This window comes from Rugamonas rivuli, assembly GCF_009380165.1.
GTDB lineage: Bacteria > Pseudomonadota > Gammaproteobacteria > Burkholderiales > Burkholderiaceae_D > Rugamonas > Rugamonas rivuli.
Genome location: NZ_WHUF01000012.1, coordinates 123580 through 138018 on the forward strand (window position 1 = coordinate 123580; position 14439 = coordinate 138018).

The 14439-nt window shown below is 63.3% G+C and carries 11 protein-coding genes; 7 read left to right on the forward strand and 4 right to left on the reverse strand.

Translation table 11 applies throughout. The annotated features are described in order from the left end of the window. The first annotated feature begins 152 nt into the window (after nt 1-152). From GEV01_RS29580 to GEV01_RS29590, 3 genes are all read left to right on the forward strand, one after another. Nucleotides 153-656: a hypothetical protein gene (locus tag GEV01_RS29580; protein ID WP_217428527.1), complete on the forward strand. Its 504-nt coding sequence runs from the start codon at nt 153-155 to the stop codon at nt 654-656. A gap of 115 nt (nt 657-771) precedes the next feature. Beyond that, nucleotides 772-2031 carry a neprosin family prolyl endopeptidase gene (locus GEV01_RS29585; protein WP_152809850.1) on the forward strand — a complete coding sequence of 420 codons (1260 nt, stop codon included), beginning with the start codon at nt 772-774 and terminating at the stop codon, nt 2029-2031. 15 nt (nt 2032-2046) lie between these two features. Next, entirely contained in the window at nt 2047-2346 is a 300-nt protein-coding gene (locus GEV01_RS29590) for a hypothetical protein (RefSeq protein ID WP_152809852.1), read from the forward strand. Between the two features lie 6 nt (nt 2347-2352). On the opposite strand, the gene GEV01_RS29595 is transcribed toward GEV01_RS29590, so the two are convergent. The 4 genes from GEV01_RS29595 to GEV01_RS29610 all read right to left on the reverse strand — a co-directional run bounded on the left by GEV01_RS29595 (nt 2353) and on the right by GEV01_RS29610 (nt 5897). Further along, a complete protein-coding gene (locus GEV01_RS29595; protein ID WP_008447807.1) occupies nt 2353-2790 on the reverse strand; it encodes a copper chaperone PCu(A)C in 438 nt (145 codons plus the stop codon). After that, nucleotides 2787-3392 carry an SCO family protein gene (locus tag GEV01_RS29600; RefSeq protein WP_152809854.1) on the reverse strand — a complete coding sequence of 202 codons (606 nt, stop codon included), beginning with the start codon at nt 3390-3392 and terminating at the stop codon, nt 2787-2789. Before GEV01_RS29600 ends, GEV01_RS29595 begins: the two co-directional genes overlap by 4 nt. Nucleotides 3393-3474: 82 nt before the next feature. Beyond that, on the reverse strand, nt 3475-3837 hold the full coding sequence (locus GEV01_RS29605; protein WP_152809856.1) for a DUF2946 domain-containing protein: 363 nt from the start codon (nt 3835-3837) through the stop codon (nt 3475-3477). 50 nt (nt 3838-3887) lie between these two features. Further along, entirely contained in the window at nt 3888-5897 is a 2010-nt protein-coding gene (locus GEV01_RS29610; RefSeq protein WP_152809858.1) for a methyl-accepting chemotaxis protein, read from the reverse strand. A 394-nt stretch (nt 5898-6291) separates the two neighbouring features. On the opposite strand from GEV01_RS29610, the gene GEV01_RS29615 reads away from it, so the two are divergent. From GEV01_RS29615 to GEV01_RS29630, 4 genes are all read left to right on the forward strand, one after another. Continuing rightward, nucleotides 6292-8550, forward strand: coding sequence for a carboxy terminal-processing peptidase (locus tag GEV01_RS29615; RefSeq protein WP_152809860.1), 2259 nt, complete (start codon nt 6292-6294; stop codon nt 8548-8550). A 278-nt stretch (nt 8551-8828) separates the two neighbouring features. Then, nucleotides 8829-10976: a gluconolaconase gene (locus tag GEV01_RS29620; protein WP_328595659.1), complete on the forward strand. Its 2148-nt coding sequence runs from the start codon at nt 8829-8831 to the stop codon at nt 10974-10976. A 318-nt stretch (nt 10977-11294) separates the two neighbouring features. Then, entirely contained in the window at nt 11295-13097 is a 1803-nt protein-coding gene (locus GEV01_RS29625) for a glycoside hydrolase family 16 protein (protein ID WP_152809864.1), read from the forward strand. A 151-nt stretch (nt 13098-13248) separates the two neighbouring features. Beyond that, nucleotides 13249-14439, forward strand: a complete 1191-nt coding sequence (locus GEV01_RS29630; protein WP_152809866.1) for an acyl-CoA dehydrogenase family protein — start codon at nt 13249-13251, stop codon at nt 14437-14439.

Here is a 14439-nt window from a genome sequence, read left to right on the forward strand (position 1 = left end):
GACCGCGACATTTTGCTGTACCTGGCGCCATCGCTCGTGCTGGCGCTGCTGGTCCGCGCCTTGTCGGCGCGGCACCCCTTCTTTTGGGATGGACAGGAATGGCCGCAGTTTTCCATCCCTGACGTGAGGCCAGAATGTTCTCGCTAAATCACATGGGCCTGACGGTTAGCTCCATCCCATCCATCGTATTGATATTTATCTGGTTCTGCTTGCTGCGCTGGGTGAGGTATTCCGGTTGGGGAATTGCGATCCTGACGTTGATAGGGACGATCAGCCATGAGGTCTTACACGCGGCGGTGGGCTGGGTGGTTTATGCGAAGCCCACGTCGTTTTCCATCATTCCAAGACGGGGAAAAAACTATTGGATGCTGGGTTCCGTGGGGTTTAGAAATCTGAATATCTGGAATTCTGCGCCGGTGGCCTTTGCCCCACTTCTGTTGGCTTGGGTGAGTTGGTTGATCTTCAAATATTGGACGCAGTCGGCTTTTCAGCGCGGCGACTACATGAGCTGGCTAGTATCTGGATATGTTGCGGCGGTAGCATTGTTCTCCTGCCTTCCCTCCCATATCGATATCAAAATGGGGGCGCTGTCCGCTCTGATGTACGGCTGTATCGCTTGTTTAGTTTGGCTGGCCATTTTTCAATTCAATCGATAGGCTAAGACCTGATTGCATCCTGCTTGCGCGTTATCACAGACAGCCCCGCGCTAACCGCCGAAACTGTTTTGGCGGACCCTGCCGCTACACGCCGATAACACAAAGGAGCACAGTCATGCCTGCTTCACACCCTTTCGTGCCTTTCGATCAATTCGTACAATCCTTGCACGCAGCGCGACCCGAACATTTTTTGAATGTTCCCCATAGCAATATCGCTGACGCAGGCTCGTTCGACGAAATTCGGACGTATCTCATTAAATATTACGACTCTACAACCGCCTTGCATAGTTTCGTGGATGCCAACGGCTCCGTGTTCGACTGCATTCCGATCGAACAGCAGATGTCCCGTCGAGGCCAGCCGGGCGCGATCGCGACAGCGGTGGATCTTCCCGGCTGGGCGGCAACGCTGGCCCCTGGAGCGCCGCACGCGCCTGCGCGCCCTCTGGTGCAATTGCATGCCGACTTCGTCGATATCTACGGCAACCAGATGTTCGCGCCCGACGGTACGATTCCGGTAAGGCGGCTGACTCTGGAGGGACTGTCCCGGTTCCGGAGTCTGCGGCACTTCATGCAGAAGCGTCCCGGCAACGGCGGCGGGATCAGGCCTCCCGGCGCGTCGGGTCCGTCGCCACAAGTGGCGGCGACGCATCGCTGGGCGCACGCGTTTCAGAACGTCAACAATCTCGGTGGCACCAGCTTCGTCAATGTCTGGGATCCGGGCATAGGAGCGAATCAAATATTCTCGTTGTCGCAACATTGGTATGTGGGTGGCAGCGGCGCCGGGCTGCAAACTGCGGAAGTCGGCTGGCAGGTCTATCCTGGGATGTACGCGAATACCAAACCGTGTTTGTTTATCTACTGGACGGCGGACGCTTATCACTCGACCGGTTGCTACAACCTCTCCTGCGGCGCCTTCGTCCAGACCAACAAGAACTGGGCTCTCGGCGGCGCGCTGTCACCCTGGAGCGTCGCGGGTGGCACTCAATATGAACTCGATATCGCCTTCTATCTCGTGGGCGGCAACTGGTGGCTGTATTTGGGCGGAGGCGCCGCTGCCAACGCGGTCGGCTATTACCCCGCCTCAATCTATCACGGTGGAGCGATGGCTACGCATGCCTCGGAAATCGACTATGGCGGCGAGGTCGTCGGCACGACCAGCTGGCCGCCCATGGGCGGTGGAGCCTACGCCTCTGCGGGTTGGCAGCACGCGGCATATCAGCGGCAAATCCAGTACTTCCCGACCGGCGGCGGCCGCACGGACGCCGCGCTGACGGCATCTGCGAATGCGCCATGCTACACTTCACAGGTCGTCAAATACGCCGCGCCATGGAACGAGACAGTCTGGTTTGGCGGACCAGGCGGCACCCACTGCTGATCAATGGAGTCGCCGATGACTCAGCCCAAGAGCAACAAGGCAGCCCAGGCCATCGGTCCGCCGCCTGCGATCGAGCGAACGGAAGGGGCAGCACCCATTCCGGACATTTCGCTCTATCGAGGCCGCGCGATTTATTTGACCGCGGCACAAAGCGCCAACGGACTCTGGACCGGTAGCGCGCGCCTCGACGACGAGTCCGGCCGGGTAACAAACGCTGCCGGCGAATTCGCCACGGCGAACGAGGCGCGCGCGGCCGCGTTGTCCCAGGCCGTCGCCGCCATCGATGATGAGAATCGCTTTCGCGGCAAGCCCTGACTTGATCTAGTGGTGGGCGGCGGCCGCGTTCAACGGCCGCACCGGCGCCTCCAGCTGGATGGTGCTGCGCTGATGCCTGGCATCCTCGAACTCCAGCGTCAGCGGGATTTTCTGGCCGTCGGCCAGCGGCTGTTTCAGCTGCATCAGCATCAGGTGGTAGCCGCCGGGCGCCAGCTGCACGGCCTGGCCGGCTGGCAGCGGCAGGCCGTCGATCTGGCGCATGCGCATCACATCGTCCACCATTTTCATTTCGTGCACTTCGACCACGCCGGCCGCCGGTGAGCTGGCGCCGACCAGGCGCGCGTCCTGGGAGGCGGTCAGCGTCATGAAGGCGCCGGTGGCCTTTTGTTGTGCCACGGTGCCGCGCACCCAGGCCTCGCTGACGGTGACTTGCGCGAACGCGGGCAGGGCGGCGAGGAGCATCAGGTAGATCATGCGTTTCATTGGAAGAGTCCTTTCAGGAAGCTGGTTTCTTTTTTCGGTTGCATCAGTTTGCGCAGGTCGGCTGCGCACTGCTGGGCGGTCTGTTCGTGCTTGAAGGCGAGGCGGATCTTGCCGGTGGCGTCGAACACGTAGGTGATGGCCGTGTGGTCCATCGTGTACGAGCTGCCGCTGGGCACCTTGCGGTAGAAGATCTTGAAGTCCTTGGCCGCCTTGGCCGTCTGTGCGGCGTCGCCGCGCAGGCCGACGAAGCCGGGATCGAAGGCGCGCATGTATTCGGCCAGCAGCGCGGCGGTGTCGCGCTCCGGGTCGACGGTGACGAACAGCACTTGCAGCTTGTCGCCATCGGCGCCGAGCAGTTTCCTGGTTTCGACGGCGCGTGACAGTGCTGTCGGGCAGACGTCCGGGCATTGCGTGAAGCCGAAGAACAGCAGCACGTATTTGCCTTTGAAGTCCTGCAGCGAGGCGGGCTTGCCGTCGCCGTAGAACAGCCGGAAGTCCGGGCCGATGGTGCTGCCGGTGATGTCGATGCCGGTGTAGGCTGGTGCTGCATGGGCGGCCAGCGGCAATGCGGCCAGCGCGGTTAGTAGGGTACGGCGTTGCATGGTGAGTCCTGTGTAACGATCGATAGGCGCACGCCGGCCGTCGCCGGAATGGCGTGGCCGCTGCATGCGGGTTACGGGAACATCAGGAAACGGCGGGCGGCCCGCGCGGTTGCGCGTCGGACCAGACGAAAGGAAGAGCAGGGGAGAAGTATTGCGGCGCAGGGTAGGCGTCATGGCCGCGCAGTACGCTGACCAGGCCGGCCGGAGCGGGCGGCGGCGCATAGGTATCGGCATGGGTGGCGCAGAACACGCAATGCTTGAGCGCATGCGGAGCGCTGTCGCCGGGCGCCGGCTTGGCTGGCGTGGTGGAGCAAATCTCCAGCGCCAGCGGGTCGCTCGTCAGCGCGGACATCGCGTGTCCAATTGCCGGCGCGAACAGGTTCAGCAAAATCGCAATGCATACGATCAGGCTGTGACTGCGCCGGTGCTTGAACAATTTACCCATCCGACAATTATAGGGCAAAAGAAAATCCGGGGTCGCGCCCCGGATTGGTTTTACTTCAGAGCCAGGCGGCTGCGCGCCGGCTGCAGGGCTGCGGTGCCGTGGCCGTTGCCCAGTTTGAAGATGCGCACCACTTGCTCCAGGTCCGCGGCCTGGTCCTGCAAGGCGTGGGCGGCTGCGGCCGCTTCTTCGACCAGCGCGGCGTTCTGCTGCGTGACCTGGTCCATCTGCGCGATCGCTTCGTGCACCTGGCCGATGCCGGCGCGCTGCTCTTCGCTGGCGCTGCTGATCTCGGCCATGATATCGGTCACGCGGCGCACGCTGACCACCACTTCCTGCATCGTCGAGCCGGCCTGTTCGACCTGCTTGCTGCCGATGTCGACCTTGCTCACGGAGTCGTCGATCAGCGCCTTGATTTCCTTGGCCGCCGTGGCCGAGCGCTGCGCCAGGTTGCGCACTTCTTGCGCCACGACCGCGAAGCCGCGGCCCTGTTCGCCGGCGCGTGCCGCTTCAACGGCAGCGTTCAGCGCCAGGATGTTGGTCTGGAAGGCGATGCCGTCGATGACCGAAATGATGTCGACGATCTTGCGCGACGACTGGTTGATCGAACCCATGGTGTCGACCACCTGCGCCACCACCTCGCCACCCTTGGCGGCGATGCCGGAGGCGGCCAGCGCCATCTGGTTGGCCTGGGCCGCGTTGTCGGCGTTCTGGCGCACGGCGCTGCTCAGCTGCTCCATCGAAGCGGCGGTCTCTTCCAGGCTGGACGCCTGCTCTTCGGTGCGCGACGACAGGTCCAGGTTGCCGGCGGCGATTTCATTGGAAGCGGTGGCGATCTGCTCGGCGCCCAAACGCACCTGGCCGACCACGCCCGACAGGTTGTTGCTGATGCCGTTGAGGGCGCGCAGCACCAGGCCGATCTCGTCCTTGTTGTGGATGTCCAGCTGCACGTCGAGCTCGCCCTTGGCGATGCGGCGCGCGGCTTCTTCGGCGCGAGCCAGCGGGCGCGTGACGTTGGCGCGCACCAGCAGGAACAGGATGACGGCGAACAGCGCCAGCGACACCAGGCCCAGCGCGGCGTAGCGGTTGCGCAGCTGGCCGGCTTCGCGAGTGATCTCTTCGGTGTAGGTACCGCCGACGATCAGCCAGTTCCAGGCCTTGAAGGTGTGGAACTCGACCATCTTTTCGCGCGGCGCGGCGTTGGCGCTGTCGGCCCAGTCGTAGCTCATCGAGCCTTCCTTGGCCTCCAGCATGTCCTTGACGAACAGGCGGTCGTCGCTGCTCTTGCTGTCGATCAGGTTCTCGCCTTCCTTGGCCGGATGCACCAGCGCCGTGCCCAGCGTCTTGCCCGGCGCGGCGTTGACCACGTAGATGTAGCCGGTGTCGCCGATCTTGATGGCCTTGATCTTTTCCTTCAGCATGGCCATGTTCTTTGAGATGTCCAGGCCGATGAACAGCACGCCGATGACGCGGCCGCCGGCGTCCTTGATCGGGTCGTACTGGGTGATGTACTGCTTGCCGAACAGCGTGGCCAGGCCGATGTAGTTGGCGCCGGCGCGCAGCGGCGCGTAGCTCGGGTGGGCGTGGTCGAGCTGGGTGCCGACCGCGCGTTCGCCGTTTTCCTTCTTCAGCGAGGTGCTCACGCGCACGAACTCGTCGCCGTTGGCGGCGAAGATGGTGGCGACCACGCCGGTGTCGGCGGTGAACTTGTCGGGGATGGCGAAGTCCAGGTTCAGCGTCTTGCCGTCGTGCTTGAGCGAGGGCGTAGGTTTGCCGCCGATGTCGACCGTGGCGGCCGGGTCCAGCGTGAACTTGCCGTCGCCGAAGCCGGCCGCGAACAGGCGCGCAAAGCTCGACGCTTCATTGGTCATGGCGGTGTTGAACACTTCCACCGTGTTGCTGATGCCGCCCAGCGTATTGGCCACATTGGCCTTGGCGCGCTCCTTGAGCATGGCCGAGGTGCTGAGGTTGATCAGGGTGAGCAGCATGGCCAGGATGATGGCGATCAGGCCGAAGGTGAACACGGTAATCTTGGTGCCGACACCCCAATTGCGGGGATTCATAGTAAAGGTTTGCATTGTTTTTTTTAGTCAAGGTACTGCTGATTGAGGGCGCTCTGGTTCGAGCATGCTCCGGGGGAGCGACTGCGTGAGGCGTGCTGCTTGATATACAAGGCGCCTCGCGAGTCGAGGCGTGCGGGCTCTGCCGGAGTGATGCGTGGCGGGGCCGTCAAAACATAAGACCGATATAGTACCACATTTTTGCTGCATGGCAACACAATTGCCTGCATGGTCATCATGAAAAGTTCAGGTAGTTTCATTTCAGCCACCCTTAAGCTTGGCCGGTGACACTGCAAACTCACAGAGCCGTGTAGCAGCGCTATCCTGTAGAATGGAAACGCAGGCCCAGGCGCTGCGCATGACGATCAATGAATTCACTACGTTTCGGAGTAAGCCGATGAAGAAGCAAATGCTGTTGGTAGCCGTATTGGCGGCGCTGTCAGTGCAGGCCGGCGCGGCCGTGCCAGAAAAAGCGGCGGCGGAGACCGTACTCAAACCCCAGCCGGGCCAAGCCCAGGCGGCCGTATGGGCCTCGCGGGTGCTGACTAAACTGCATTACAAATCCACGCCGCTCGACGATGCGATGTCGGAAAAGATTTTCGACCGCTATTTCAAGTCGCTGGATTCTGAAAAACTATTCTTCACCCAGGCCGACCTCGACCAGTACGCCATCGTGCGCACCCGCCTGGACGACGCCATCAACGGCGAAAACCTCAGCGTGCCGTTCGCCATCTACAACCAGTACCAGCAGCGCTTCAACGAGCGCATCGCCTACGCCCGCGAACTGCTCAAGACCAAGCCCGACTTCAGCCTCGACGAGAGCTACCAGTACGACCGCGAAAAGTCCGACTGGGTCAAGAGCGACGCCGAGCTGAAGGAACTGTGGCGCAAGCGCGTCAAGAACGACTGGCTGCGCCTGAAGCTGGCCGGCAAGGACGACAAGGGCATCCGCGAGACGCTCGACAAGCGCTACGAGAACTACATCAGCCGCTCGCGCAAGCTGACCAATGAGGACGTGTTCCAGATCTTCATGAACGCCTACGCCATGTCGATCGAGCCGCACACCAACTACCTGGGTCCGCGTGCTTCGGAAAACTTCGACATCGCCATGCGCCTGTCGCTCGAAGGCATAGGCTGCGTGCTGCAGACCCGCGACGAATACACGGTCGTGCGCGAAGTGGTGCCGGGCAGCCCGGCCGGCTTGTCGGGCAAGATCAAGGTCGGCGACAAGATCCTCGGCGTGGCCAAGGATGACAACTCGCCGATGACCGAAGTGCTGGGCTGGCGCATCGACGACGTGGTCGCGCTGATCCGCGGCCCGAAAGATTCCACCGTGCGTCTCGACATCCAGCCGGTCGACGCCGGCGTCGACGGCAAGCACACGCTGGTATCGCTGGTGCGCAAGAAAATCAGCATGGAAGAACAGTCGGCCAAGAAATCCATTCTGGAAGTGAAGGACGGCACGGCCAAGCGCCGCATCGGCGTGATCTCGCTGCCGACCTTCTACATGGACTTCGAAGCCAGCCGCAAGGGTGACAAGGAATACAAGAGCGCCACCCGCGACGTGGCCCGCCTGCTGGGCGAGCTGAAGAAGGAAAAAGTCGACAACGTGCTGATCGACCTGCGCAACAACGGCGGCGGTTCGCTGTCGGAAGCGGTGGCGCTGACCGGCCTGTTCATCGACAAGGGCCCGGTGGTGCAGCAGCGTAACAGCGACAACAAGATTGAAATCGAGAGCGACAACAACGCCGGCATGGCCTGGGACGGTCCGCTGGGCGTGCTGATCAATCGCGGTTCGGCCTCGGCGTCCGAGATCTTCGCGGCCGCCATCCAGGATTACGGCCGTGGCATCATCATCGGTGAGCCGAGCTTCGGCAAAGGCACGGTGCAGACCATCTTCGGCCTGGACCGTTTCGCCCAGAGCGACAAGGTCCACTACGGCGAGCTGAAGATGACCATCGCCCAGTTCTTCCGCATCAACGGCGGCACCACGCAGCTGCGCGGCGTCACGCCGGACATCAAGCTGCCGACCATGGGCGATTCCGACACCTTCGGCGAATCGAGCTACGACAATGCCTTGCCGTGGACCTCGATCAAGCCTGCGCCTTACATCCCGACCGGCGACCTGAAGGACATCCTGCCGCTGCTGGACAAGAAGCACGAAGCCCGCGTGGCCAAGGACAAGGACTTCCAGTACCTGGCCGAGGACATCGCCCTGGTCAAGAAGCAGCGCAAGGACAACCTGATCTCGCTGAACGAGACCGCGCGCCGCAAGGAACGCGACAGCCAGGAAGCGCGCGCCAAGCTGCGCGAAGCGCGTCTGCTGTCGACCACGCCTGGCGCGGACGATCCCATCCTGGTGCCTGATCCGAAAGATGCGCTGAACAAGGCGATCTCGGCCAAAGCGGCCAACGGCAAGCCGGCGCCGTCGCCGAAAGTGGCGGCAGTCAAGGGCGCGCTGCGCACCGACGACGGCCTGCAGGGCGACGAGCGCTCGCTGACCGCCGAGCTGGACGCGGAAAAAGCCGCCAAGGCCGCCAAGGACGTGCTGCTGAACGAAGCGGTGCACATCCTGGCCGACGAGGTCAGCCTGCTCAAGACCGACACGCGCATGGCGTCGCGCGTGCTGCCGTACGCTGTGGAGGCGGGCAAGTAAGAGGCAAGTAAGAGGCAAGTAAGTTGCCGTGCTCCATAAAAACCCCGCGCTGGTCGCGGGGTTTTTTACGAGTTATTCATCGCGGATATTTCTGGTATTGCCAATATAAATTGGATATATATTCCGCGATGCAGCATCATTCACCTGTCTCCTCTATCTCCTCCAAGGAAATAGATTTAGCCCGCTCCTGTAGCGGGCTTTTTTTTGCCCGATTTTTGCCTGTCCGCCGAAGATCGGTTAAGATATTTTCTTTAGATCAACTTTTGGGCTTGCACAACGTGACTCCTACCCAATTCAAGTTAATCGCCGCAGCGTTGGCGTTCGGCGGCGCGTTGGGCGGGGGCGGGGCGGCCTATATCCTGACCCATTCCGGCGGCGACGCCAGCACCGACGTGGCGCAGCCGACGGCGGCCAAAGGCACGCAGCCGCACTGGAGCGCGCGCGTCACCTCCATCGCCGGCGACGGCTTGCCGGGCGCGAACAACGGCCACGGCCGCAGCACGCGCTTTGCCGATCCGTTCGGCGTCGTCATCGATGGCGCCGGCAACCTGTACGTGGCCGACGGCGGCGACAACAACAGCATCCGCAAGATCGCCCTGGATGGGACCACCACCACGCTGGCCGGTGGCGTCGAGGGCTATGCGGAAGGGGCGGGCAAGGCGGCCGCTTTCAATACACCGTCCGGACTGGCGATCGACGCCGCCGGCAACCTGTACGTGGCCGACACCGGTAACAACGCCATCCGCAAGGTGACGCCCGAAGGCGTGGTCAGCACGCTGGCTGGCGACGGTCTGCCGGGCGACAAGGATGGCCGTGGCGCGGCAGCGCAGTTCAACGGCCCGGTCGGCATCGCGGTGGACGCGGCCGGCGTGGTCTACGTCTCCGACACCTACAACGATCGTATCCGCCGCATCGCGCCCAACGGCGATGTCACCACCATCGCCGGCGGCAGCCGTGCCGGCAAGTCCGACGGCGCCGCCGCGCAGGCGCTGTTCGATACGCCCACCGGCCTGGCGCTCAGCGCCGCCGGCGATCTGTACATCGCCGACACCGGCAACCACGCGATCCGCAAGCTGGGCAAGGACGGCAAGGTCAGCACCGTCGCCCAGGCCGATGACGACGACCGCAACGCGCTGCTGCGCGCCCCGGTCGGGCTGGCGCTGACGCCGGACGGCTATCTGTACGCGAGCAGCAATGCCCACGGCCGGCTGGCGCAGATCAGCCCGACCGGCGACGTGCTGACGCTGGACGATGCCGACCATCCGCCGCAACCCGGCTACGGATCGGATGGCAGCGTGCGTTTCTACGCGCCGCGCGGCGTGGCGCTGGCCAAGGATGGCTCACTGTTCGTGACCGACGCCGCCACCTTCCGCCTGCACCACGTGGCGCTGGCGCTGGCCGGCCAGGCGGCCGCGCCGGAATTGCCGCTGCCCCCGGCGCCTTCCCACAGCGCCACCATGCTGTGGCCGATCAAGCCGCAGGACAAGGCGCATGAAGTGGTCGGCCTGATGGGCGAGGTGCGCGGCAATTTCGACGGCGAAAGCCGCGACCATTTCCATTCGGGGCTGGACGTGCAGGCGGCCATCGGCACGCCGGTGCTGGCCGTCACCGCCGGCAAGGTCGCCGATCCGCGCGCCAGCTGGGGTTATGGCGAACTGTCGGAAGGGCTGGCGCTGGACGGCCTGCAGTACATCCACATGCGCGTCGGCCGCGGCGCCAACGACAAGCTGCTCGATCCGCGCTTCCAGTTGCTGAAGGACGAGAAGGGCGTGCCGGCCGCCGTGCGCGTCAAGCGCGGCACCCGCTTCGTCGTGGGTGAAACGCTGGGCACCGTCAACCGCATGGCTCATGTGCACCTCGACTACAAGCCGAACGGCGACGCCCTCAATCCGCTGACGCTGCCGTTCGTCGATCTGGAGGACACCATCGCGCCGCAGATCCAGTCCATCACGCTGACCGACAGCAGCGGCAAGCCGCTCAAGGAAAAGGTCGACGGCCGCCTGCTGGTGCCGCGCGGCCTGGGTGAAGTGCAGATCGTCGTCGACGCCTTCGACCAGATGAACGGCAACCAGGCCCGCCGCCGCCTGGGCTTGTACAAGCTGGGCTACCAGTTGCTCAATGCCGACGGCGAAGTGATCCCCGGCATGGAACAGCCGCTGATCACCCAGCTGTACGACCGCCTGCCGCGCAACCGTGAGGCGGTCAAGCTGGCTTACTCGGGCAGCAGCGGCATCACCGTGCATGGCGCCGCCGAGACGCGCTTCTCCTACGCCATCAACAACACGCTGATCCACGGCAAGCTGACGCCGGGCGCGTGGAAGGTCGGCGCCCTCGGCTCCGGCCAGTACACCCTGCGCATCACCGCCGAAGACTACGCCGGCAACGCCGCCAGCAAGGGCCGCGATCTGCTCATCACCGTCGACTGAGCGGGGTAAAACCCGCACACGTTTGCGCGTCTGCGTTGACAAAAAATATTAATCAGAATATATTTTGGATATGGAATTGGAATCGTTTCCAATTCTAATCAGCGACAGAGCCCGGGCGTCGACCCGGCCGGCACGGAGACTGCAAATACAAGAGAAACGCCTCGTAGCGATGGCGCCCCTGCGCCCATTTTTTCCTGCGCCGCGCCTCGTTCCATCTCCCTGTCCGCAAGCGGAATAGCCGGTGTTGCCGGCGAAGGTGCGGGCCGGACGGCCGTCCGGTTCGAAATGTGGAAGCATGGAAACGAGGAGTCATACATTGTGAAAAAACAGAAATTCGTTCTGTCCGCCGTCGCCGCCGGCATCCTGATGGCTTACGGCACGCAAGTGTCGGCCAGCGTCACCAGTCCCGTCATCGGGCCGCTGCTGTGGTCCGAGGAATTCAACGGCGCCACGCTCAACACTGCGGTGTGGACGGCGGTGGACGGCAACGGCTGCCAGATCAACCTGTGCGGCTATGGCAACCAGGAGCTGGAGTACTACAGCCCCAACAATCTCTCCATCGTCAACGTGCCGTTCGAGCCGAACACGCGGGCGCTGGCGATCAAGGCCCAGAACCAGACGGTGGGCAGCAACGTCTTCACCTCCGGCAAAATCGGCTCCTTCGGCAAGGTGCAGGTGCAGTACGGCATGGTCGAGATCCGCATGTCGACGCCGCCGCTGGGCACCGGCTTGTGGCCGGCCGCGTGGATGCTGGGCGTCAGCCCGCAGAGCTGGCCGCGCAACGGCGAGATCGACATCCTTGAGATGGGCCACAAGGCCAGCAGCCGCGCGGCGGCCGGCAGTCCGACCCCTGCGATCGATAATTTTGCCGGCTCCAACGTCATCACCTGGCAGCAGGCCGCCTGCGTGCCGGGCAACGAGAGCTGCGCCGCCTCGACCGCGTGGCAGACCAAGAACTGGTACACGCCGACCCAGTCGCTGGCGAACCGCTTCGTCATCTACCGCCTGTACTGGACCGACACGCAGATGCGCTTCACGGTGGTGGACAATGGCGTCGAGCGCGACATGTACAACAATCCGCTGCCGGTCAATTCGACTTCGTTGCAAGCGCCGTTTTACCTGCTGTTCAACCTGGCCGTGGGCGGCAACTTCACCGACGCGGCCACGCCTGCGCAGGTGACGGCGCCGCTGCCGGGCACCATGTATGTCGACTATGTGCGCGTGTACCAGCTGGACGGCAAGGGCACTGTCAAACTGGGCAGCCAGAGCACGCCGGAAGTGGGCAAGTTCGGCGTCTTCACCGACAACACGGTGGTCAACAACAAGCTGGTGGCGGGCACCACATCCGACATCTTCGTGTGGAACAACGCCTCCGTCACGCCGGGCAATCTGCCGCCGTACGAGGGTAGCAATGTGATGGCGTGGAGTTTCAACACGCCGGGGCAGTGGTTCGGCGGCAGCGTGGAATCGCGCCAGGCGCGGGACATGAGCAACTTCCGCAACGGCACCATGAAGCTGAAGATCAAGATCCCGGCCAACGTGGCGTTCACGGTGGGCGTGCAGGATACCTACACCAACCAGAACGCGGTGAAGTTCCCGGCCAATGCGACGACCTACGGCCTGGTGCGCAACGGCGACTGGGGCACGGCGACGATACCGGTGGCCGACCTGGCCGGCAGCAAGATCGCCTTGCAGTCGATGCTGGACCTGTTCCAGATCGCCAGCGACGGCGCGGCACTGCCGAGCTCGGCGTTCCAGATGGCGATCGACGACATCGTCTGGGATACCGGCGTGCCGACGCCAACCCCGACGCCTACGCCCACACCGACGCCGACTCCGACACCCACGCCAACCCCGACGCCAACTCCGACCCCGGCCGTGCAGCAAACCAGCGCGACGATGTTGAAGTTCTCGTTCAATTCGAGCAGCTGGGCGGACGTGCACTACACCGTCAACGGCGGCGGCCAGCTGAACGTGCGGATGACGCAGAACGCCGGCGTCAACAGCTACACCGCGAGCGGCCTGAAGATCGGCGACGTGGTGAACTACAGCTTCACCTACTGGGACACCGCGCATAACTACGCCGTCGATACGGCACAGCAAAGCTACACCATGAAATAAGCGGCTAACCCGGGGCCTAATGTGGCCCCGGGTTTTGGAAACAACGCCATTCTGTCGCCCTTTAAAAATGCCACAATACCGGGCAGGATATCGGGTACAATTATTTGAACGACCGTGCTTTTTTAGCGGGTCATAAGAATATGGAGACAGCATGGATTTGAACTACTCGGCGGCGGATCTGGCGTTTCGCGATACGGTGCGCGCTTTTCTCGACGCTAACCTGCCCAGCGATCTGCAGAAGAAGGTCCGCAACCATCTGCGCCTGAGCCGCCAGGATTACGTGCGCTGGCACCAGATCGTCGCCCGCCAGGGCTGGGCCGCGCCGGCCTGGCCGGTCGAACATGGCGGTCCGGGCTGGACCGCCACCCAGCGCCACATCTGGGAAGAAGAGTGCGCCCGCGCCGGCACCCCGCCCATCCTGCCGTTCGGCGTCAACATGGTGGCGCCGGTCATCATGGCCTTCGGTAACGAGGCGCAGAAGGCCCACTATCTGCCGCGCATCCTCAGCTGCGAAGACTGGTGGTGCCAGGGTTACTCCGAACCCGGCTCCGGCTCCGACCTGGCCTCGCTGAAGACCACCGCCGAACGCGACGGCGACCACTACATCGTCAACGGCCAGAAGACCTGGACTACGCTGGCCCAGCACGCCGACATGATCTTCTGCCTGGTCCGCACCGACACCACCGTGCGCAAGCAGGAGGGCATCTCCTTCCTGCTGATCGACATGAAGACCCCCGGCATCACGATCCGCCCCATCATCATGCTGGACGAAGACCACGAGGTGAACGAAGTCTTCTTCGACAACGTCAAGGTGCCGGTGCAGAACCTGATCGGCCAGGAAAACAAGGGCTGGACCTACGCCAAATACCTGCTGGGCCACGAGCGCACCGGCATCGCCGCCGTCGGCCGCTCCAAGCGCGAGCTGCTGTTCCTGAAGAAGATCGCCTCCGAACACTACAAGCACGGCAAGCCGCTGCTGCAGGATCCGGTCTACGCCGCCAAGGTGGCCAGCCTGGAAATCGAATTGATGGCGCTGGAAACCACGGTGCTGCGCGTGATCACCCGCGAGTCGCACGCGCCCGGACCTGAAGCGTCGCTGCTGAAGGTGCGCGGTTCGGAAATCCAGCAACTGCTCACCGAGCTGATGGTCGAGGCCCTGGGCCCGGACGCGCTGCCGTTCGACACCGACTACCTCGAAGGCAAGGCCGACCACGCCGTCACCGGCGACGACGCCGCCGCGCCGCTGGCCGGCTACTACTTCAATTTCCGCAAGACGTCGATCTACGGCGGTTCGAACGAGATTCAGAAAAACATCATCACCCAGATGATCCTGGGACTGTAA

What these genes read in the sequence shown, in the direction of transcription:
- GEV01_RS29580 (WP_217428527.1), top strand. Translation starts at nt 153, where the DNA reads ATGGGCCTGACGGTTAGCTCCATCCCATCCATCGTATTGATATTTATC.
- GEV01_RS29585 (WP_152809850.1), top strand. Translation starts at nt 772, where the DNA reads ATGCCTGCTTCACACCCTTTCGTGCCTTTCGATCAATTCGTACAATCC.
- GEV01_RS29590 (WP_152809852.1), top strand. Translation starts at nt 2,047, where the DNA reads ATGACTCAGCCCAAGAGCAACAAGGCAGCCCAGGCCATCGGTCCGCCG.
- GEV01_RS29595 (WP_008447807.1), bottom strand. Translation starts at nt 2,790, where the DNA reads ATGAAACGCATGATCTACCTGATGCTCCTCGCCGCCCTGCCCGCGTTC.
- GEV01_RS29600 (WP_152809854.1), bottom strand. Translation starts at nt 3,392, where the DNA reads ATGCAACGCCGTACCCTACTAACCGCGCTGGCCGCATTGCCGCTGGCC.
- GEV01_RS29605 (WP_152809856.1), bottom strand. Translation starts at nt 3,837, where the DNA reads ATGGGTAAATTGTTCAAGCACCGGCGCAGTCACAGCCTGATCGTATGC.
- GEV01_RS29610 (WP_152809858.1), bottom strand. Translation starts at nt 5,897, where the DNA reads ATGAATCCCCGCAATTGGGGTGTCGGCACCAAGATTACCGTGTTCACC.
- GEV01_RS29615 (WP_152809860.1), top strand. Translation starts at nt 6,292, where the DNA reads ATGAAGAAGCAAATGCTGTTGGTAGCCGTATTGGCGGCGCTGTCAGTG.
- GEV01_RS29630 (WP_152809866.1), top strand. Translation starts at nt 13,249, where the DNA reads ATGGATTTGAACTACTCGGCGGCGGATCTGGCGTTTCGCGATACGGTG.